We start from the raw sequence: 19,698 nt of genomic DNA, 5'->3' as shown, positions 1-19,698 counted from the left end.
CCACCTACCTCTTGTATGGAAATCTTACAGAAGCCAGGGTACCTTCTTTAATCCGATGAATCGAAAACTCCCCATCCAAATCGTTTTCCACCGTCATTCGGATGATATCCAGCCCCAAAGAAGGTTTCATAGCAGGTGTATACCCGATGCCATCATCTCTTACTTGAATTTCCAATACAGGTTCATCCTTTTGCAAGCATACGGTAATCTTCCCTTCCGACCCTTCCTTGAAAGCATGCTTCACACAATTATGGATGAGCTCATTCACTACCAGCGCGACAGATATGCCAATGTCGGAATCAATGGAATGAAGCTCACCATTATATTCAATGCTTAGGCATTGACGGGCATGACCCTCCGTATGAACAATCATATCGCCTATTTTCCTAATAAGCTCCAGCAGATCCACATGTTCGACCTCACTGCTTGCCAAAATGATTTCATAAACCGACGAGATGCTTAACACCCGGTTCAGACTGACCAATAAATGGGGCTTGATTTCTTCAGGGGCCCCTATCCTCATTTGCAGCCGAAGTAAACTGGCCACTGTCTGCAAATTATTCTTCACCCTATGATGAATTTCACGAATGGCTACTGATTTGCTAATCAGCTCTCTCTCTTTATCCCGCAGTTCAGTCAGGTCCCGGATGATGATGAACATTTCATTGGAATTCTTATTGCCCAAATGGAATTTCTTTATTTGGAAAATCTTTTTACCAATGTTCATTTCCTTCATTAAAATGTCCTCTTTTGAAGCAAGAACATCGGCAAAGCCAGGAAAATATTCGAAAATGGATTCACCTAAGACACATTCCGTCATGCATATTTCCGATACTAGATTAATGGCAGAAGGATTCGTATAGACAAGTCGATTTTGATTATTAATCAGGAAAATGGACTCCTCGATAAATTCAGGAACTAAGGAATTCTGCTGATCTTGCCTATCAAACTGATTTGAAGTTTCAGGTTCTTCATCCATCACCTTTTCCATGATCAAAACGGCGATGACCCGATTGCATTCCCCCTTGATTGGAACGACACTTTGCTGGACCATTGCTCCCTCTTGAGTCAATGCCCGATTCACGAACATGTCCTTTCCGGTACGCAATACATAAAATACGGCCGGTTCAAAAGCCTCATAGGCAAATTTTCCGACAACCGGATGATCGTAAACCGAATTCACGGAATGCCCGCATGCCTCTGCCACGACAATGGCATGCTTCCCTTCACGCACCGGACAATCAATAAACACATTCGCTTTATTCAAATTGGCTATCAACGATAAATTCGTTGATAGGTTTTCAAGAATTTGAATATCACTGTCCAGTAAAAGAGTATGCAACTCACATAAATCTCGGACAGTCATTGTCCGTTCCATAGGCAAAACTCCAATAAACGTTTATTCATGGATATTATTATTGATTATTATAGATATCGACCCTATTTTTGTCAATATTCAAAATATTCTAATGTAATGTATTCTAACATAGATAACGATATTTAAGAAGATTGATCCACATTCTTATCAACTCACTTGTGGAACATAGTTACCATCTTAAGTCCATATATTACTACATTTGCTTTTTGCAAGGTATTCAGATCCCTCATGAATTCTACCTCTTCTGGTTATAGTAAAAAAGAAAATAACGAAGGAGGTACATTCCATGAAAAGTTCAAAGGAGTTTGTTGAAAGCATTCAAGAGCAGCAAAAAAAGGAAGAAGGCAATATGCGCCGTCAAGGTAATGGGAATCCCGCTCAGAAATTACCGAATAAAAAACATTAATCAAGTCCTTCTTCAAAAGATCCCAGCCTTAAATTTCAGGCTGGGATTCCTTTCACTCCGATGCACTTTTTTTCTTCTTCATCTCTTCGATTTCTTTAGAAAATGTTTCTTCTATCTCATTTTTATTTCCATATAAAAAGAGGTTATCCCCTAATTTGATTTTATACTCATATAGCTCTTTTCTGATTTTCACTTCTCCGCTTTCAATAAATAAAATATTGATGTCGGCTCCATGTGATATGACATCATAGGCTTTGACGTCGATGAACTCCGAGTCCTCATAAATATCGATCTCCATGACCACGTCTTCATCTTCTAAAAATAGGACCTCTTCTATCGGGTGTTCCCATAATTCATAATGATTGTACATTTCACTTTTCATCTTATTCGATAATCTATTATTCAGGAATGGAACTTTCACTAAAACGGTTAAAACCAGCAGTATTCCAATAATGATGCTTAACTCCATCAAGCGTAAATCATCTGTAAGCAATGTACTGATCGATGAAATGATGACAGCAAGCGAGAATGCACCAAATAAAATTAAGAACATGCTTATTTTCCTTCGAACGGGGTGATCGATAATGGATTTTGACTCGTCAGTTGTAAAACCAGTGCCCGTCAGCATGGAAATAACCTGAAATCTTGCCACTGTGCTTTTTAATCCAGTCAATTTCATCAAGGTGACCGATATTTCAATAACAAGAACAATGATTATAAAATAAAGCAGCATAAAAAGTAAATTCATCAACATGATCACTTCCTCATCTATGGTTTACCCCAATCCCGTCAAAAGAAAGCATTCGTTGTCTCTTCAAGTCTCCACCAATATATTCACTTAATGCAAATAACTGACACGAAAAAAAAACACAGTAAGATCCCATTGAATCTTACTGTGTTTTATTCCTTTATTCTAATCGGATTCCTATTTCTGTTCTAATCTTGCTTTTCAGGGGAAACCCGATTTCTCAAATGGTCTTCAGCAGCAATTTTTTTAACAGCGGTGTAAATTGCTCTGGCAATTCAGCTACACTCGGAATCATTAGGCGTTCTTTGCCATAGATGTTTTTCATCGTCATCTCTTCACTTTCATCGATGCCTCCATCGGCTAAAAACAGGCCGATGACTTCGATGCCTTTTTTTCTGGCTTCCGAAACAGCAAGATGTGTATCGACAATGCCATTTTGATCATAATCGGCAGCTGCCGGCTCACCATCGGAAAACACGAGCAAGAAACGGTTTTTTTCGCGTCTTTTTTCCAATTCCATTGCGGCAACCCTGATACTGTATCCGTCCCGGTTATCTTCCTCAGGTTCAAGCTGCATGATTTTAGCTCCTGAGTTTAGATAAAGAGAATCAGAATGGGATTGAATCACATGGAAGTAGTTTGGCTGATATCCTTCTCTCACTTCATTTGCATCTTCCCAAAAGCCTACTATCGAGTGGGGGATCCTTAATTTCTTCAGTACTTCATGAAACAGGACCACCCCTCGTTTCGTTTCATCCATCTTGTTATGCATGGATGCCGAGCAATCGATAAGCAATGTGAATACGGCATCCATTTCATTTGAATCCTGGTTCTTTTTATAAAAAACCCGAGGATTCTCTTCAAATACAAGCGGCAGTAATTTCTTTGATAAACGGCCAAAAACCAAATCTTTTCTAGGTGCGTTCTTTTTATTTTCCAGTGTTTTTTCAATTGTACTGGAGAGTTTTCTCTTAAACGGTTCGATATCCGCAACAAACTCACGGTAGCGCTTCTCTTCCGTAAGTGTTGGTACTTTTGCTTCCTTGATTACCTGAACCACGTCTTTATTTTCTTCACCAAATGGATGTTCACCGCTTTTACCCATATTGGTTTGTTTCTTCTCCAGCGTTTCTTGCTGATTGTATTCCTTTTGTTGACTTTCACCCGATGAACCCTGGATCGAAGCCAGTGCTTGGTCGGCATCTTCCGCTTCCCGGGCACCTCCGCCCATCAGGCTTGTTTTCGTTCCCTGCTCCAATTCAAATTGGAGAAACGTCGAATTACTCTCGCCGTTCTTGTTCTCCCGATGCCAAGTCGAAAATTTTTCATCAATGAACTCACTTTTTTCTTCGTCTGCATCATCTGTATCATCGTTCAACAGTTCATCATTTCTAGTCAGTTCATCAAATAAGGTATTTGCTTTATACTTTTCCACACTTGCAATGGGGAAAATGAAATATTCATTCATCGTATCCTCGTATCCATCATTGATACGGAAAACGATTTGCTCGCAAATCCTTGTGATATCACTGGTTTTAGTAGCTTCAAAGACCGAATGGATGAACGGTTTGAGCTTCTCCAGTTCTTCCAGCTGCCTTTCATTGGCTCTTGGAAAAATCGGATCCGGCCTGTCAGATTGAAGCAGTAAATATATGAGGCAGTATAATTCATCCAGTGCAAAACTTCTTGTGACATTCGTCGCCAATTGGCTTTCGAAATATTGTTTAAGGTAAGCCCCCCTTACCGAAAACCATTTTTTCGTGCCTGGCCTTTCTTTCTTCACCAATTCTTCCAATCGCAAATCTTCCAGCAAAGCGAATAATTGGGCTGCAAACTTCGGAAGTGAACTTTCCCCGATGCTGTCCTGGTACTCCTTCATGCTCTGGATTGTCGTATGATGCAGCGTGCCTATCGTTCTAAGGAGCACGTCCGTTTTCAATCCCGCTTCCTTCACTTCCTTATTGCCATTTTCCCAAAAATGGCTAGCTGTGACCTTATTCTCGATCAGATCAATGAAGGAGCCATAATTGTATTCGAATTCCAGCTCAGGAATGCCGGATAAAACAGTCGAGAGATCCTGAAGCTGTAAAAAAAGAGCCGTATCTATTATTGAATCATTGAACCGGATATACTTCATGAGGCATTCTCCTAGTTAGAATAATGTGTCAGCCAAGTTCTTCACGAACTCACGCTCCCGTTCCTCGTCCAACTTATCCACAATGGAACGAAGAATCGCCCGTTTCGCCGGGATCAACACACTCAGATCGCAAGCATCAAGCAAAGCCCTGATCGATGCCGCATCTTCAGCCACCTTCCCTTGATTCACGGCATTTATCAAATCACTCGACAGTTTAACGAACAAATCAATACTTTTTGGGTCCTCCAGCTTTGTATTGGTTTCTATCAATTGCTTTAACTGCTCCCCTTCGATATAAGGAACTTCAATGACGACAAACCTATTTTTTAGCGCTTCATTCAGCGGCACTGTTCCGACATACCCTTCGTTGATTGCAGCAATCACATTAAAGCCTTCTTTTGCCGTTATGACTTCATTCGTGAACGGATTCGTTATCGTCCTTCTGTAATCAAGCACGCCATTGATAAGCGGCAGAGTTTCCGGTTTTGCCATGTTGATTTCATCTATATATAGGAAGTGACCGTGATTCATCGAATTGGTCACTGGTCCAGGTACGAATTCTATCACTTGTTTTTCCTCTTTGTAAGCCAGCGTCTTGAAGCCCAATAAGCTTTCTGCATCCAAGTCGACTGAGCAGTTGACGCTGAACATCGGCTGGTTGAATAAGTTCGATAATGTCTCGGCAAACTTTGTCTTTCCAGCCCCTGTCGGACCCTTCAAAAGGATATTCTTTCCCATGCTCAAGGCCGTGATGGCATCCACCATCAACTCCATCTCGGGAGGCAGATATCCGCCGCTCCTGATCAATTCCTCAAATTGAGAAGGATTCTTTTTGCTTGCTTGTAATATATTTGCTATTTCTATTGGTAGTCGATTGATCATTATGTTCCTACACCCCTTTCTGAACATTTTAAAGCTCTTTCCCATTAAAAACAAACACTAAGAAAAGGAGCTGTCATCAAGACAGCTCCCAAACTGTGGATAAACTCGGAATAAAACGAGTTTCCCCTGCAGTTTTTCATTCTGAAATCCGCTCCCTTACTCCGATACCAAGACTCATCAAAGCAAATTGCGTGTCACAGATTTCTTCAATCCAATAAGAGTTTCATAAAACAATAAAAAACCATAGAACTAGTTCGCTGCAGTTTTTTATGTAAAATACGTTCCTGCCTGATTTCTGAAATCCACTCCCTTTCCGCGGATGCCCAGCCTCATCAAAATAGGGGCGGGGTATCACTTTTGTAGACAAACTAAGGAGCTGTCAGCAAGACAGCTCCTTTCAAGAATCGATGTTAGTGAATGATATCCCTTAATAGGCTTCCTTAGGGTCACCTTTCAATAGGTATACCATGTAGCCCAATACACCGCCGATGATGGCAGGAATTATCCATCCCACCCCTACACTATATAGTGGAAGGTATTGAGTGAAAAGGTCCGAAACGGCATCCATTTTAATGCCTGATGCCACTATTCCATCCATTATGCTGATGATGGCCGTTAATAATAAGCTTCCTAAATATACCTCCGATTTCCCTTTGAATAAGGAATGGAAGAACGTTAGGACAATCAAAACGATCGCCACGGGATAAAGCGCCGTTAACACAGGCACTGTAATGGAAATGAGCTTTGTCAAACCTACATTGGCAACAGCCGCACTGAAAACGGAGAAGATGACGACATATGATTTATACGATACAGCAGGCAGTATTTTATTGAAATACGTAGCACAAGCCGTTATCAAACCGATGCTTGTCGTCAGGCAAGCAGCGATCACAATCAACCCTAACAACACGGCACCAGCCGGTCCGAAAAAATGATTCGAGGCTTGAGCCAAAACGTCTCCGCCATTACCCAGTTGACCGAGTTTTTCCACACTTGTTGCCCCGACATAAGTTATGGACGCATAAACGATCACCAACAAGGTGGCAGCAATTAAGCCGGCTTTCAAACAGAAGCCTAACACTTCTTTTCTTGATGTTATCCCTCTATCTTTGATCGCGTTGATGACGATGATCCCAAATGCAAATCCGGCCAGCGTATCCATGGTCAAATATCCTTCTTTAAACCCCTTGAAGAAAGAATTATCTGAATATTCTGCCGCTGGTGACTGGATTTCACCCATTGGGTTAATAATGGCGACCACAATGAGAATCCCGATGAAAATCAATAATAAAGGTGTTAATATTTTTCCGACGATATCGAGCATTTTTGATGGATTGATGGATAACAAACAGGCAATTCCAAAGTATATGATCGTGAATATCAGCAATGGTAAAAAACCGACATCATTAGATAGGAAAGGTTTAATCCCTATTTCGTAGGACACACTCCCCGTTCTTGGAAGCGCGAAAAGCGGTCCCAAAGATAAATAAAGAACGACTGTGAAAATGATACCGAATAACGGGTGTGCCCTGCTTGCAAGCGATTGAACATCATTTTTCCCCGAAAAACCAAATGCCAATATTGTAATGAATGGCAATCCAACACCAGTAATGATGAACCCTAAACTGGCCGACCACAAATTGGTCCCCGCGGATTGACCGAGCATGGCAGGGAAAATTAAGTTTCCTGCACCAAAAAATAAAGCAAAAAGCATTAATCCTGTTACAATGACAAAAGATAGCGGTGCTTTCTGTGACATATAGAGCCCTCCATTGATTTGATTATCTTAACGAAGAAAAGTTGTCCATCAATTTCCGGTAAAAAGTGACATGAACTTCGAACCATTCTACTTATCTGTTAAAATGGACCTTCATGAAACTATGAATCATCCATAACTCTTCTTACTATAAAATTCGGCGGAACGTTTGTCAAAGCTATTTCATTCATTATTCGGAAAAATCTTTCTTTTCTTACTTCTTTCCAAGAAAACGAGAGAGGCATTTAGATTCAACAGGAAATTTGAGTAAAAAGTACCGCAATTTATTTTGCAGGAAAAATGTTTTAATATTTAACCAAACTATAAAAAACAAGAATATAGGAGGTAAACATGAATACTGAAAAAGAAAAGATGGTGAGCGGGAAACCTTACATGGCCGCTGATCCGGAATTAATCACAGATAGGGAAAATGCCAGAAAGTTGACCCGGTTATACAATCAGACAACGGAAAGCGAAGGGGACGAACGAACTGCACTGCTGAAACAGCTTTTAGGTTCCACTGGGCTAAATGTATATATTGAACCCACTTTCCGTTGTGACTATGGATACAACATTTCTGTCGGGGAAAACTTTTATGCTAACTTTGATTGTGTCATTTTGGATGTTTGTGAAGTGAAAATTGGCAGGGACTGCATGTTGGCTCCCGGAGTGCATATCTATACAGCCACACATCCGCTGGATCCCTTTGTACGCAGTTCTGGAGTGGAATACGGAAAGCCGGTTACGATAGGGGATCATGTATGGATTGGCGGAAGGGCCATCATCAATCCCGGCGTTACAATAGGGAGTCATTCCGTCGTCGCTTCAGGGGCCGTCGTAACAAAGGATGTTCCTGAAGGCGTTGTTGTCGGTGGAAACCCAGCGAAGGTCATCAAGCATATTGAAGGAATTAAATAAGCAGAGCCCACTCCCCCTGAGTGGCTCTGCCTCCTTTTTTTCGTTAAATTTTCTTCAATGCTTCCGCGATTGCAATATCGCCAGAGATTAAATCAAAAGAACGCTTGTAGGTATTTTCTTCAGTCAATGACGCAAGAATCGTTCGAGCCACATCTTCACGGGCAATCGAACCTCTTTCCAATTCCTCGGCGGCTGTCACTTTTCCCGTTCCCGGTTCATTGACCAGACCGCCAGGCCGAATGATCGTATAATTTAAATCGCTTTGTAACAATGCCCTATCCGCATAGTGCTTTGCCACATAATACGGTTTGATCGCTTCATTCCAGTTTTCGCGATTATTGGCCTGAAAAGCACTCACCATAATGAATCGGTCGATTCCCAAGCTTTCTGCCGCTTCAATCGTTTTAACTGCACCATCCAGATCAATCAACAGCGTTTGATCAGCACCGGTGCTTCCTCCGGACCCTGCTGTAAACACGACGGCATCACAGCCTTTTGCCGCATTCGCAATCTCATCCACTGATCCAGTTAAACTGACGACCGCAGATTCAATTCCACTTCTCTCTAAGTGCTTACTTTGCTCTTCTTTGCGAACCATCGCCCGTACACTATGATCCCGGCTATCTTTTAATAAATCTACAAGCTGTTTACCGATCTGCCCGTTTGCCCCAACTACGAATACTTTCATAAAGGTCAGCTCCCATAATGGTTAGTTTGGTTTCCATTAAAATTATTTCATGGACTCAGAGCATTATCAAACAATCAGCCCGCCGATTCTGCTTTAACATTGGAAAAAGTTTGGCAACCACCCTTATATATTTTATAATAAGAACAATACGTGTTCTTCGGAAACACAAAGGGGAGGTGTAAAGATGGCAATAAGAATGTTAATGCCACCTTCTGCAGCGTCTCATGCAAAGCCTAGTATTGGAGGCGATACTTTGCATGGGGTTGAATTAAGCTAAACTTAATCGCCCGCCTTATCATTTCTAATATTCGGCTTTGCACCTTATTTCATTCTTAATAAAGAATAAGGGGCTGGCAGAAATGAAATATGTAAAAGCGACGGCCGTTTTACCTGAAAAGCTGATCGTTGAAATTCAAAAGTATGTGCAAGGTGAAACCATATATATCCCTAAACCCGAAAAGGCCCATCACAAATGGGGAACCCGTTCGGGATCAAGGGAATTGATCGATGACCGGAATGCCTCTATAAAATATGCATTCAAGGACGGGCATACCATCCATCAATTAGCAGAGGAACATTTTCTCTCCGCGGAAACCATCAAGAAAATCGTATATTCTAAATAAGGATTACACGGGTAGCACTGATAATGATATCAGTGCTATTTGTATGCAGAGTATGTTTCTTAGCCGTTTTCCCCCTTTTAAAGCAGATGCAATTTATGTAAAGTAAAGAGAAACGGTAACACTTGCAGAAACAGGAGTGAAGAAAATGGAACCTTTTATCAGGAGCGAGCAGTATAACTTCATAAAATCCCAAACACAAATTCTCATAAATGGACACGCGACTGCCAACGATAAGGATGTGATCAACACCCTGAAAACAGTCGCCAAAGAAAGAGTATTAAGCTTATTCAGTGACTTGAACGAAGAGCAAAAACAACTGCTGGACCCAGTGGATACCATCAAAGATCCCGCACAAGCCGAAGCCTTTCTCTTACAGGTGAAGCCATTTGTGATCCCATTTAAAGAAGTAACCGAAAAAACGATAAAAAAACTATTTCCTAAAGCAAAGAAATTAAAAACCCCTTTGTTGGAAAACATCGATTTGAGAGAGATCTCATACCTAGGATGGGATGATGTCGGATCCGGAAAGAAATTCATCATTGCCCCCCATCATCATAAACTCACCGGATTGCATGGAACCATTAAACCTGCCAACAAAAAAGGGATCTGTGCCATATGCAGCCGCTTTGAAGAAGTAGGGATGTTCATGTCTGAAACAAAAGGAACCGTCCAAGGTACATTCATTAAAAAAGGGAATTACATTTGCCTGGACAGTATGAAATGCAACCAGAACATAAGCAATTTGGATAAAATGACCGACCTCATCGAGCGGCTGAAATAATACTGAAAAGCAATCCTTCAATGGCGAAGGATTGCTTTTTGTCCTTGTTAAAAAATTCTCATTTTGTCCTGCCTATGGAACTCTAGTATAATGGAAGCGATACATGAAAGAAGGAATGATATATTGAAAAGCAAAATGAATCAGTTGTTCGAAGATCAAAAAAACATTCATGTGCTGTATTCCTATAATGAAATGGAAAATTACATTAAACAAGTTTTAAGTTATATCCAAGATGGCATCATGGCGGGAGATTACGTCATTCTTGTTGAAAATGACCGTATTTACCCCATTATTCAAAAAGAGCTGAGCACTCGGTTAACGGAAGATCAAATGGAGTTCCTTCATTTTGTGAACAACTTCGATTTCTATTGTTCAAGCGGCAGTTATCATCCTCCTGCAATCGAAGAATACTTTAATAAAATGGTACAGCCCTATGTGGAAAATAAAATCTCTTTCCGATCATGGGCACATGTGGAATGGGCAACCCTGGAAGAGCCGCTGCACATCATAGAGGAATTTGAGAGAACAGTAGATGAAGCTGTAAATCTACTGTCGTTTCCATTAATTTGTGCGTACAAAGGTGAAAGGATGCCAGACTACCTTAAAACCATATTGTTGGAAACACATCCTTATGTCCTAAAAGACGATGATATCATTATCTGTGAACAATACTTGCCACCTAGTTTGAAATAATAATACACAACACGCTTAGGAATCTCCTAAGCGTGTTGTTTCCGTACATTATTGAAAATTTTTGGGTTAGTTACTCTTTGGGTTTTGTGCTTTACTCGTGAATTCGGCGCTTTTACTCGTAAGCACATTTTTCCCACCACACAAAAAAAGAAGCGCCATAATGGCACTTCTTTTTTTGAAATTAAGGCAATACCGATGCGCCCATCAAGTAGCGGTCCACTTCTCGAGCTACTTCACGGCCTTCATTGATGGCCCAAACGATGAGGCTTTGCCCTCTTCTTGCATCTCCGGCAGCGAAAACCCCTTCGACATTGGTTCTGTATTCGCCATAGACGGCATCAATTTTTTGATTGACTGTTTCTACGCCAAATTGAGTTAATAGCGGCATTTCCGTTCCTTCAAATCCGATTGCGATGAAAACGAATTGTGCAGGCCATACTTTTTCAGTTCCAGGAACTTCCCTGAAAATGTACATTCCGTCATCGGCTTTGATTTTTTCCATGGAGATTGTGTGCAGTTCTTTTACGTTGCCATTTTCATCGGCGACGATTTTTTTTGTTTGGATTGAATATTGACGCGGATCTGCACCAAATTTCGCTTCCGCTTCTTCATACGCATAATCAAGGGAAAAGACATTCGGGTAGGCTGGCCACATATTATCAGATGTACGGGCCGTCGGAAGGATTGGATGCTTCCCGAATTGTACGACGCTCTTACATTCCTGGCGAAGGGCAGTCGCGACACAGTCAGCTCCTGTATCCCCGCCGCCGATGACGATGACGTCCTTCCCCTTAGTGTCTAAAAACTTGCCGTCTTCAAAATTGGAGTCCAGCAGGCTTTTAGTCGAAGTCGTCAAGTAATCCATTGCAAGGTGAATGCCTGTTGCTTCACGTCCTTCAATTTTCAGGTCACGCTGCTTTTGGGCACCTGTGCAAAGGATGACTGCATCATACTGATCTTGCAGTTCTTCGGCTGTTATATCTTTGCCTACTTCTGTATTGGTAATGAAATCGATGCCTTCCTGGGTCAATAATTTGATCCGGCGTGCAACGACATCTTTTTCAAGCTTCATGTTCGGGATGCCGTATGTCAACAGCCCGCCTGCACGGTCTGAACGCTCATAAACCGTGACCGAATGACCTGCTTGATTCAACTGGTCGGCACTCGCCAATCCTGCCGGCCCTGAACCGATGATGGCAATTTTCTTGCCGGTCCTGCTTTCAGGGATGCGAGGCGTGATCCAGCCATTTTCAAATCCTTTATCGATGATGGTCCGTTCAATGTTCTTGATGGTAACGGCAGGATCGCTTATCGCTACCGTACATGACCCTTCACAAGGGGCCGGGCAGACGCGCCCTGTGAATTCAGGGAAATTATTCGTTTTCGATAAACGGTCCAATGCTTCTTTCCATCTGCCGCGATACACCAAATCATTCCACTCCGGAATCAGATTATGAATCGGACAGCCCGTTGTGACTCGGTTCAATTCCATGCCCATATGGCAGAAAGGGGTGGCGCAGTCCATACACCGAGCTCCCTGTGTACTTAACTTTTCATCAGAGAAAGGAGCTGTATACTCTCTCCAGTCGTTTAAACGAGTGAGAGGATTCCGGTCTTTTGGTTTTTCTCGCGGATAATCCATAAATCCTGTTGCTTTTCCCATCTTTCTCTCCCCTTCCTTACTGCATCACAGCTTGTTTAGTGATTTTTTTATCTTGAACGGCATTTGCTTGAAATGCACTCATGATCGCTTCTTCATCCGTCAGCCCTGCACGCTTCTGCTCATTGATGCTTTTGATCATCCGTTTGTAATCTTTCGGAATGACTTTTACGAATTTCTTAGCGAAATCCTCCCAGTTCTCCAGTACATACGATGCTTTGGCACTTTCTGTATAATGAAGGTGGCTGTAAAGCATTTCTTTTACCTCGTTGGCATCATCCATATTATCAAGCGTCTCGAATTCTATCATTTCACCATTGCATAATGCCTTGAATTCTTCTGCATCATCAGCAAGTACATAAGCGATGCCGCCTGACATGCCTGCCGCAAAGTTTTTGCCGACGTCGCCCAGGATGACCACGCGTCCGCCTGTCATATACTCACAGCCATGGTCTCCAATTCCTTCAACGACGACATTGACTCCACTGTTCCGTACGGCAAATCGTTCCCCTGCACGGCCATTAATGTAGGCCTCCCCGCTTGTTGCACCATATAAGGCGATATTTCCGGCAATTACATTGTCCCCGGCCTCGATCTGATTGCCAGAAGGTGCCGTGACAATGATCTTTCCGCCAGATAAGCCTTTCCCAACATAGTCATTGACATCACCTGTCAAATACATCGACATCCCTTTTGGAATGAACGCACCGAAGCTCTGGCCCGCCGATCCCGTAAAACGAAGTGTGATCGTATCTTCAGGCAACCCTTCTTCACCATAGCGTTTGGATACTTCACTGCCGACAATCGTTCCGACCACACGGTTCACGTTTGTAATCGGGAAGCTGACATCCACCTGGGTTTGGTCATTTAAAGCAGGCTCCACAACAGGTAAAATCTCACGGATATCCAAGGATTCTTCTATTTTATGGTTTTGAGGAAGTTGATACGTACGAATCCCCTCCGGTTGGAAAAGAAGTGTCGTCAAGTCCAGATGCTTCGCTTTCCAATGGTTTTGCGCCCGCTCGCTCACTTGTAAAACATCAGTGCGGCCGACCATTTCTTCCAATGTTCTAAAACCAAGCTCAGCCATCGTTTCCCGGACTTCCTCAGCGATGAAGCGCATGAAATTCACGACATGATCGGGATCTCCAGTGAATTTGCTGCGAAGCTCAGGGTTTTGAGTAGCTACCCCGACAGGACATGTATCCAAATGGCAAGCACGCATCATGACACAGCCAAGGACCACAAGCGGTGCTGTAGCGAAGCCGAATTCTTCCGCTCCAAGGATAGCTGCCATGACCACATCGCGTCCCGTCATTAATTTTCCATCCGTTTCAAGGACTACACGGCTGCGCAGGCCATTCAGCATCAATGTTTGGTGTGCCTCGGCAAGGCCCAGCTCCCAAGGAAGACCAGTATGTTTGATACTCGTTTTTGGTGATGCGCCCGTACCGCCATCATACCCGCTGATAACGATGACATCTGCGGCTCCTTTGGCCACACCGGCTGCAATCGTGCCTACTCCTGCTTTTGACACAAGCTTGACGCTGATTCTGGCATCACGGTTCGCATTTTTCAAATCATGGATCAGCTGTGCCAGATCTTCAATCGAATAGATATCATGATGCGGAGGCGGTGAAATAAGGCCGACACCCGGTGTGGAACCACGGACCTCTGCGACCCAAGGGTATACTTTGTTTCCAGGCAGCTGGCCGCCTTCACCCGGCTTTGCACCTTGCGCCATTTTGATTTGAAGTTCATCGGCATTAACAAGGTAATGGCTTTTCACTCCAAAACGACCGGACGCAATTTGTTTAATTCCGCTGCGGCGGTCATCGCCGTTTTCATCCAGTTGGTAACGGCTAGGGTGCTCCCCGCCTTCACCGCTATTGCTTTTTCCGCCTAAACGGTTCATAGCAATCGCTAATGTTTCATGTGCTTCCTGACTCAATGAACCGAATGACATCGCGCCCGTTTTGAATCGGCTGACGATGGATTCCACGGATTCAACTTCATCTATAGAAATGCTTTGGCGTTTTTGGTCGAACGAGAATAAATTCCGTAAAAAACCTAGTCTCTCTTCATTTGCCAAGTTTGAATATTGCTTAAATAAATTATAATCGCCTTTCCGGCAGGCCCATTGCAGTGTATGGATCGTTTTCGGATTGAAAGCATGATGTTCCCCTGTTTTTCTCCATTGAAAATCACTTCCGCTTTCAAGTGTTTGGTCAAGGGAATCAGCTGCAGCTTTTCTATGACGAATCAACGCTTCATCTGCGATCGTTTCCAAATCGATCCCACTAAGCTGCGATGCCGTACCGCTGAAATAGCGTTCAATCACATCAGCACCGATTCCGACCGCTTCGAAAATTTGCGCTCCGCGATAACTTTGAATCGTTGAAATCCCCATTTTCGACATTACTTTTACGATGCCTTCCGTCAACGAGCGTACATATTTCCTCACCGTTTCTTCGTAGCTGATGGCCAAACTGCCTTCCAATACGGCCTGCTTATATGTTTCATAAGCAAGGTACGGGTAAATCGCATCCACTCCATACCCGATCAGGGACGCATAATGATGGACTTCCCTCGCTTCCCCGGATTCAACGATAATGCTCACTTTTGTACGGTTCCCATGACGGATCAGCTCCTGATGAAGGGCGCTCGCAGCCAGCAGGGAAGGTATCGCAGCCTTTTCCTTGCTCATATCCTTGTCAGATAAAATCAAAAGGCTTACTCCATCAGCGATTGCTTGTTCCGCTTCACGACAGATGCGATCAAGTTCACTCTCTAAATCTTCTGAAAATAAAGTGTGAATGACTTTGCTCCTGAATTCAGGATAGGCGTTTCCTTTCAACTGCTGCATTTGACCTGGCGTCAAAACAGGTGAATCCAATTGAATGCGGCGGCTGTTCGTTTCATCCGGTTTCAGCAAATCTCCTTCCGCACCGAGGAATGTCATCGTTGACGTGACGATCTGTTCACGAAGCGAATCGATTGGCGGGTTGGTTACCTGTGCAAAGGATTGCTTGAAATAGTTGAATAGCGATTGCGGGCGATCTGATAAGACCGCTAACGGAATGTCATTCCCCATGCTGCCCAGTGGATCTTTGCCTTCGTTAATGACCGGCAGTAAATATTTTTGGACATCTTCATACGTGTATCCAAACGCTTTTTGCCTGAATAACAAATCACTCAATGGCTCCCCTTCGAGCACAGGTTCTTCGTCACTTAATTGTACAAGCTGTTCGTCCAACCATTGCTGGTATGGGTTTTCCTGAGCCATTTCCGACTTGATCTCTTCATCGGAAACAATACGGCCTTCCTCTAAATCTATTAAAAGCATTCTGCCTGGGCTTAAACGATCTTTATATAATACATTCTCCGGCTCCACATCGATCACGCCGACTTCAGAGGAGAAAATGATGTAATCATCTTTTGTCACATAATACCTTGCAGGCCTTAAACCATTTCGATCCAGGATGGCACCGATTTGCTTGCCATTCGTAAAGGATATGGCCGTCGGCCCATCCCATGGCTCCATGAGCATGCTATGATATTCGTAAAATGCCTTCTTTTCCTTCGTCATATGCGGATTTTCCGTCCACGGTTCAGGGATCAGCATCATCGCCGCATGTGCCGGTTTACGCCCGGCAAGCACGAAGAATTCAAGTGCATTATCAAGAATCGAGGAATCACTGCCGTCTATATCAAGAATAGGCAGCACCTTTTGCAGGTCATCCCCGAATGCTTCCGAAACAAACTGCTGCTCACGAGCTTTCATCCAATTCACATTACCTCTAAGCGTATTGATTTCGCCATTATGGATCAGGTAACGGTTTGGATGTGCCCGTTCCCAACTAGGAAATGTATTCGTGCTGAAGCGGGAATGCACTAAAGCGAAAGCCGAAACGAAGGACTCCTGTTGAAGGTCAAGATAAAAAGCATCCACCTGCTCAGGCGTCAACAATCCTTTGTATACGATCGTAGCACTTGAAAGGCTGGCAAAATAAAAACGATTGCCGCGTTCACGAGCCCAGTTTTCAGCTTGTTTTCTGATAATGAACAATTTACGCTCAAAAGCTAAATCATCAGTCATCCCTTCGCTTGCCCCGATGAATACTTGGCGAATCGTCGGACATGTCTCCTTGCCGACCTCTCCGATTTTCGTTGCATCAACAGGAACCGTTCTCCAGCCTAATAACGTTTGGCCTTCTTGTTCGATAAATGCATTCAAACGAGCTTCGATTTCATTCCGTTCATCATCATTGTTAGAGAAAAAGAGCATGCCTACACCATAGCGTCCTTTTGCCGGCAAATTCATTTCCGGGCATGCCAGCCTGAAATATTCATCAGGAATCTGTACCATTAATCCTGCGCCATCTCCTGTAAGCGGATCGCTGCCTTGTCCGCCGCGATGATCTAATTGGCACAGCATATTCAGTCCTTGTTTGACGATGTCATGTGTAGCAAGCCCTTTTAAATGAGCATATAAACCGATCCCACATGCATCATGTTCAAATTCAGGATGGTAGAGCCCTTGTGCTTTTGGTATTTGATTGTATGTCATATTAATCGCCCCCATCGTATTCTTACACCGTTATGTCACTTACATTTATTCTAGGTTTTCAAATCGATATAAACAATATATAATTCTAGTAGAATCCATCTCAATTTGAGATGAATGGCAGGAGGATGAATAAATGGAACTACGACAATTACGTTATTTTGTTGAAGTCGCCGAGAGAGAACACGTCTCAGAAGCCGCAGAGCACCTGCATATCGCACAATCTGCAATCAGCCGGCAAATATCCAGATTGGAAGATGAACTTGGCGTTCTGTTATTCGAGAAAATCGGCCGGAATATCCAATTAACTCCAATTGGTAAAATTTTCTTAATCCATGCCAAAACGGCGATACAGGCGATTGAATATGCTAAATATCAAATTGAGGAGTTTTTGGACCCTGAACACGGAAGCATTAAAATCGGGTTCCCGACCAGCCTTTCCACCCATTTACTTCCTACCGTCATTTCCGCTTTTAAAGATGAGCAGCCAAATATCGGCTTCCACTTAAGACAGGGATCTTATTCCTCTTTAAAGGAAGCTGTCAAAAATCGCGAAATCGGATTAGCCTTTCTTGGGCCGATTCCGACAAACGATCCAGATATTGAAGGTCATATCCTGTTCACGGAAAACATATCGGCTTTACTTCCCATCACTCACCCTTTGGCTGAAAGAAAGAGTCTGCGCCTAAGTGATTTAAGAAATGATCCCTTCGTCTTGTTTCCCAAAGGATACATCTTTCACACTATTGCACTCGAGGCGTGCAAAGCAGCCGGTTTCGCACCGAATATCGCCTCGGAAGGTGAAGACATGGATTCCATAAAAGGGCTCGTTTCTGCCGGAATCGGAGTCAGTCTGCTCCCTGACAGTACTTTTTATGAAGTCATTCCAAGACTGACTGTCAAGATCCCGATCGATACACCCGAAGTCAAACGGACTGTCGGCATCATCACTCCTAAAAACAGGGACTTGGCTCCATCAGAAAAACTTTTTTACCAATTTGCCAAAAAGTTCTTCTCTGTTCTCGAGCAATATCAATAAAATATGGCCTTCTAAACGGTTAATGGTAATCGTAGATGGGACCAGTTCTTCCCATAAATATTTCTAGACAACTTGCCTATAGCCCACTGAACGAATAATGTATCAAGATTATTCGTTCAGGAGGAATTTAAATGCAACCCACCTATCCACATCTTGCTTGGCATGAAACACTCGAGCTTCATGAGTTGGTTGCCGCTCAGTCCAATGCCCTTATGAAATTTAAAAAAGCTTACCCAAAAATAAAAGACCCAATTCTAAAAACGATTTATAAGCAAACGATCGATACCCTTACCCAAAACATCATGGAACTGCTGCAATTTTACCCATTGACGCCTAAGACGGGCCAGGATGACGATGTATTAAGGGATGACGCATCGGCAGCTGCTGCCGGGGAATTGCTGGGCTTTGCCAAATCATCCATCAAAAATTACGCAATGGCGATTACGGAAACAGCCACCCCTTCCCTTCGAAAGGTATTTAAGAAACATTTAAATGGAGCCATCGATACCCATGCCAAGATATTCAACTACCTTTATGAAAGAAACCTCTATCCTGCTTACGACTTGAACCAATTGCTTCAAAGTGACGTCGATGTTGCTAATAAGGCTCTTTCCCAACCGTTCTAAATGCAAAAAAAAGGCAAGCATACGATTGCTTGCCTTTTTGCCGTGTTTCGATTCCAGTTTTCATTATAATGTTATAATATATAAGAATTGGTTTTAATTAGGTTGAAATTATTCAAGAGGTGAAAATCATGAAAAAGATCATTTTATCCATCATCATATCCCTGCTCTCACTTTCTTTAGTCGCCTGTAAGGATAATGATCCAAAATCCGAGAATAACCTTTCAGTTCCTGAGCTGACAGCAAGGGAAAAAGCCATCCTGGAGAATACAGCTGAACATTCCTTTCTTATCGATTTCAACGTTGACGATACATACAAGGAGATGTCCGTCTGGGTCGAAAAATATGAATTTGGTAAACTTGTTGAAGATGAAAAAGGCCGCATGACAACTGGGGTTGAAAAGAATGGGACAATCCTCTTCACCACCTCCAAAACGGATGAGGAACAAGATCAATCGATGTTCAATATCAGCATTCAAAACGATGGTGGAATGACTACAGCTACTTATCCTGAAACCATTGATGAAAAGGATTCGATGGTTTCGGGCAGTGCTGGCCAACTCAATATAAACAGTACAAAGAAGCTTGCATTGGCAAGTATATGCTACTCAAGCGGAAATGAAGGCATACGTTCACTTTCCACTGATTTTTATGGTGATATGGATGGCCATATGGAAGAGTTGAAGGAATACGATGTTGTCTACCTCCTGAGAAGTGAATTCACTAAATGAACTGACAAATGCAGGTGCAAGTTGAATCGAACTTGCACCTGCATTGTTTTTTTCATTCCGCCCTATTT

The 19,698-nt window shown here is 42.9% G+C and carries 16 protein-coding genes; 8 read left to right on the top strand and 8 right to left on the bottom strand.

The features are described from left to right. Nucleotides 1-4: 4 nt before the first annotated feature. Nucleotides 5-1,378 (bottom strand): sensor histidine kinase, encoded by a 1,374-nt coding sequence (locus ACYP5M_RS22950; protein WP_459735561.1) that lies wholly within the window; start codon nt 1,376-1,378, stop codon nt 5-7. Nucleotides 1,379-1,664: 286 nt separating this feature from the next. On the opposite strand from ACYP5M_RS22950, the gene ACYP5M_RS22945 reads away from it, so the two are divergent. Continuing rightward, nucleotides 1,665-1,784, top strand: coding sequence for a DUF4023 family protein (locus ACYP5M_RS22945; protein WP_048686276.1), 120 nt, complete (start codon nt 1,665-1,667; stop codon nt 1,782-1,784). 52 nt (nt 1,785-1,836) lie between these two features. Here the strand turns inward: ACYP5M_RS22945 and ACYP5M_RS22940 are convergent, their stop codons facing one another. The 4 genes from ACYP5M_RS22940 to brnQ form a co-directional block, all read right to left on the bottom strand. Then, nucleotides 1,837-2,538, bottom strand: coding sequence for a hypothetical protein (locus ACYP5M_RS22940; RefSeq protein ID WP_232783026.1), 702 nt, complete (start codon nt 2,536-2,538; stop codon nt 1,837-1,839). Nucleotides 2,539-2,752: 214 nt separating this feature from the next. Next, nucleotides 2,753-4,669 (bottom strand): vWA domain-containing protein, encoded by a 1,917-nt coding sequence (locus ACYP5M_RS22935; RefSeq protein ID WP_434167945.1) that lies wholly within the window; start codon nt 4,667-4,669, stop codon nt 2,753-2,755. Between the two features lie 15 nt (nt 4,670-4,684). Beyond that, nucleotides 4,685-5,551, bottom strand: coding sequence for an ATP-binding protein (locus ACYP5M_RS22930; RefSeq protein ID WP_230178466.1), 867 nt, complete (start codon nt 5,549-5,551; stop codon nt 4,685-4,687). A gap of 427 nt (nt 5,552-5,978) precedes the next feature. Next, complete coding sequence (brnQ, locus tag ACYP5M_RS22925) at nt 5,979-7,310, bottom strand: branched-chain amino acid transport system II carrier protein (protein WP_434167946.1); 1,332 nt, start codon at nt 7,308-7,310, stop codon at nt 5,979-5,981. Between the two features lie 348 nt (nt 7,311-7,658). Here brnQ and ACYP5M_RS22920 point away from each other — a divergent pair, with 348 nt between their 5' ends. After that, complete coding sequence (locus tag ACYP5M_RS22920; protein WP_434167947.1) at nt 7,659-8,225, top strand: sugar O-acetyltransferase; 567 nt, start codon at nt 7,659-7,661, stop codon at nt 8,223-8,225. A gap of 43 nt (nt 8,226-8,268) precedes the next feature. Here the strand turns inward: ACYP5M_RS22920 and ACYP5M_RS22915 are convergent, their stop codons facing one another. Continuing rightward, the gene (locus ACYP5M_RS22915) at nt 8,269-8,913 is read right to left on the bottom strand and encodes an SDR family oxidoreductase (RefSeq protein ID WP_101225542.1); all 645 of its coding nucleotides are present in this window, start codon (nt 8,911-8,913) and stop codon (nt 8,269-8,271) included. Between the two features lie 359 nt (nt 8,914-9,272). Here ACYP5M_RS22915 and ACYP5M_RS22910 point away from each other — a divergent pair, with 359 nt between their 5' ends. The 3 genes from ACYP5M_RS22910 to ACYP5M_RS22900 all read left to right on the top strand — a co-directional run bounded on the left by ACYP5M_RS22910 (nt 9,273) and on the right by ACYP5M_RS22900 (nt 11,010). After that, nucleotides 9,273-9,536 (top strand): CD3324 family protein, encoded by a 264-nt coding sequence (locus ACYP5M_RS22910; RefSeq protein ID WP_101225543.1) that lies wholly within the window; start codon nt 9,273-9,275, stop codon nt 9,534-9,536. 145 nt (nt 9,537-9,681) lie between these two features. Then, entirely contained in the window at nt 9,682-10,317 is a 636-nt protein-coding gene (locus ACYP5M_RS22905; protein ID WP_230178470.1) for a FusB/FusC family EF-G-binding protein, read from the top strand. A gap of 123 nt (nt 10,318-10,440) precedes the next feature. Continuing rightward, nucleotides 10,441-11,010: an MEDS domain-containing protein gene (locus tag ACYP5M_RS22900; RefSeq protein WP_434167950.1), complete on the top strand. Its 570-nt coding sequence runs from the start codon at nt 10,441-10,443 to the stop codon at nt 11,008-11,010. Between the two features lie 181 nt (nt 11,011-11,191). Here the strand turns inward: ACYP5M_RS22900 and gltD are convergent, their stop codons facing one another. Together gltD and gltB are read right to left on the bottom strand one after the other, a co-directional pair. Next, nucleotides 11,192-12,673, bottom strand: a complete 1,482-nt coding sequence (gene gltD, locus ACYP5M_RS22895) for a glutamate synthase small subunit (protein ID WP_459735560.1) — start codon at nt 12,671-12,673, stop codon at nt 11,192-11,194. 16 nt (nt 12,674-12,689) lie between these two features. Continuing rightward, nucleotides 12,690-17,240, bottom strand: coding sequence for a glutamate synthase large subunit (gene gltB / locus ACYP5M_RS22890; protein ID WP_434167952.1), 4,551 nt, complete (start codon nt 17,238-17,240; stop codon nt 12,690-12,692). A gap of 133 nt (nt 17,241-17,373) precedes the next feature. Between gltB and ACYP5M_RS22885 the strand changes: the two genes are divergently transcribed. From ACYP5M_RS22885 to ACYP5M_RS22875, 3 genes are all read left to right on the top strand, one after another. After that, nucleotides 17,374-18,276 (top strand): LysR family transcriptional regulator, encoded by a 903-nt coding sequence (locus ACYP5M_RS22885; RefSeq protein ID WP_076370054.1) that lies wholly within the window; start codon nt 17,374-17,376, stop codon nt 18,274-18,276. Between the two features lie 131 nt (nt 18,277-18,407). Further along, the gene (locus tag ACYP5M_RS22880) at nt 18,408-18,902 is read left to right on the top strand and encodes a spore coat protein (RefSeq protein WP_434167953.1); all 495 of its coding nucleotides are present in this window, start codon (nt 18,408-18,410) and stop codon (nt 18,900-18,902) included. A 128-nt stretch (nt 18,903-19,030) separates the two neighbouring features. Then, the gene (locus ACYP5M_RS22875; RefSeq protein ID WP_434167954.1) at nt 19,031-19,630 is read left to right on the top strand and encodes a hypothetical protein; all 600 of its coding nucleotides are present in this window, start codon (nt 19,031-19,033) and stop codon (nt 19,628-19,630) included. Nucleotides 19,631-19,698: the final 68 nt, after the last annotated feature.

It is taken from the genome of Peribacillus sp. N1 (genome assembly GCF_054600815.1).
Note: the sequence above shows the minus strand (reverse complement) of the source record. Positions and strands in the feature narration are given on the sequence as shown.

Excerpts from the sequence above, each read along its gene's own strand:
- ACYP5M_RS22950 (WP_459735561.1), bottom strand. The coding sequence starts at position 1,378 with ATGGAACGGACAATGACTGTCCGAGATTTATGTGAGTTGCATACTCTT.
- ACYP5M_RS22945 (WP_048686276.1), top strand. The coding sequence starts at position 1,665 with ATGAAAAGTTCAAAGGAGTTTGTTGAAAGCATTCAAGAGCAGCAAAAA.
- ACYP5M_RS22940 (WP_232783026.1), bottom strand. The coding sequence starts at position 2,538 with ATGTTGATGAATTTACTTTTTATGCTGCTTTATTTTATAATCATTGTT.
- ACYP5M_RS22935 (WP_434167945.1), bottom strand. The coding sequence starts at position 4,669 with ATGAAGTATATCCGGTTCAATGATTCAATAATAGATACGGCTCTTTTT.
- ACYP5M_RS22930 (WP_230178466.1), bottom strand. The coding sequence starts at position 5,551 with ATGATCAATCGACTACCAATAGAAATAGCAAATATATTACAAGCAAGC.
- brnQ (WP_434167946.1), bottom strand. The coding sequence starts at position 7,310 with ATGTCACAGAAAGCACCGCTATCTTTTGTCATTGTAACAGGATTAATG.
- ACYP5M_RS22920 (WP_434167947.1), top strand. The coding sequence starts at position 7,659 with ATGAATACTGAAAAAGAAAAGATGGTGAGCGGGAAACCTTACATGGCC.
- ACYP5M_RS22915 (WP_101225542.1), bottom strand. The coding sequence starts at position 8,913 with ATGAAAGTATTCGTAGTTGGGGCAAACGGGCAGATCGGTAAACAGCTT.
- ACYP5M_RS22910 (WP_101225543.1), top strand. The coding sequence starts at position 9,273 with ATGAAATATGTAAAAGCGACGGCCGTTTTACCTGAAAAGCTGATCGTT.
- ACYP5M_RS22905 (WP_230178470.1), top strand. The coding sequence starts at position 9,682 with ATGGAACCTTTTATCAGGAGCGAGCAGTATAACTTCATAAAATCCCAA.
- gltD (WP_459735560.1), bottom strand. The coding sequence starts at position 12,673 with ATGGGAAAAGCAACAGGATTTATGGATTATCCGCGAGAAAAACCAAAA.
- gltB (WP_434167952.1), bottom strand. The coding sequence starts at position 17,240 with ATGACATACAATCAAATACCAAAAGCACAAGGGCTCTACCATCCTGAA.
- ACYP5M_RS22885 (WP_076370054.1), top strand. The coding sequence starts at position 17,374 with ATGGAACTACGACAATTACGTTATTTTGTTGAAGTCGCCGAGAGAGAA.
- ACYP5M_RS22880 (WP_434167953.1), top strand. The coding sequence starts at position 18,408 with ATGCAACCCACCTATCCACATCTTGCTTGGCATGAAACACTCGAGCTT.
- ACYP5M_RS22875 (WP_434167954.1), top strand. The coding sequence starts at position 19,031 with ATGAAAAAGATCATTTTATCCATCATCATATCCCTGCTCTCACTTTCT.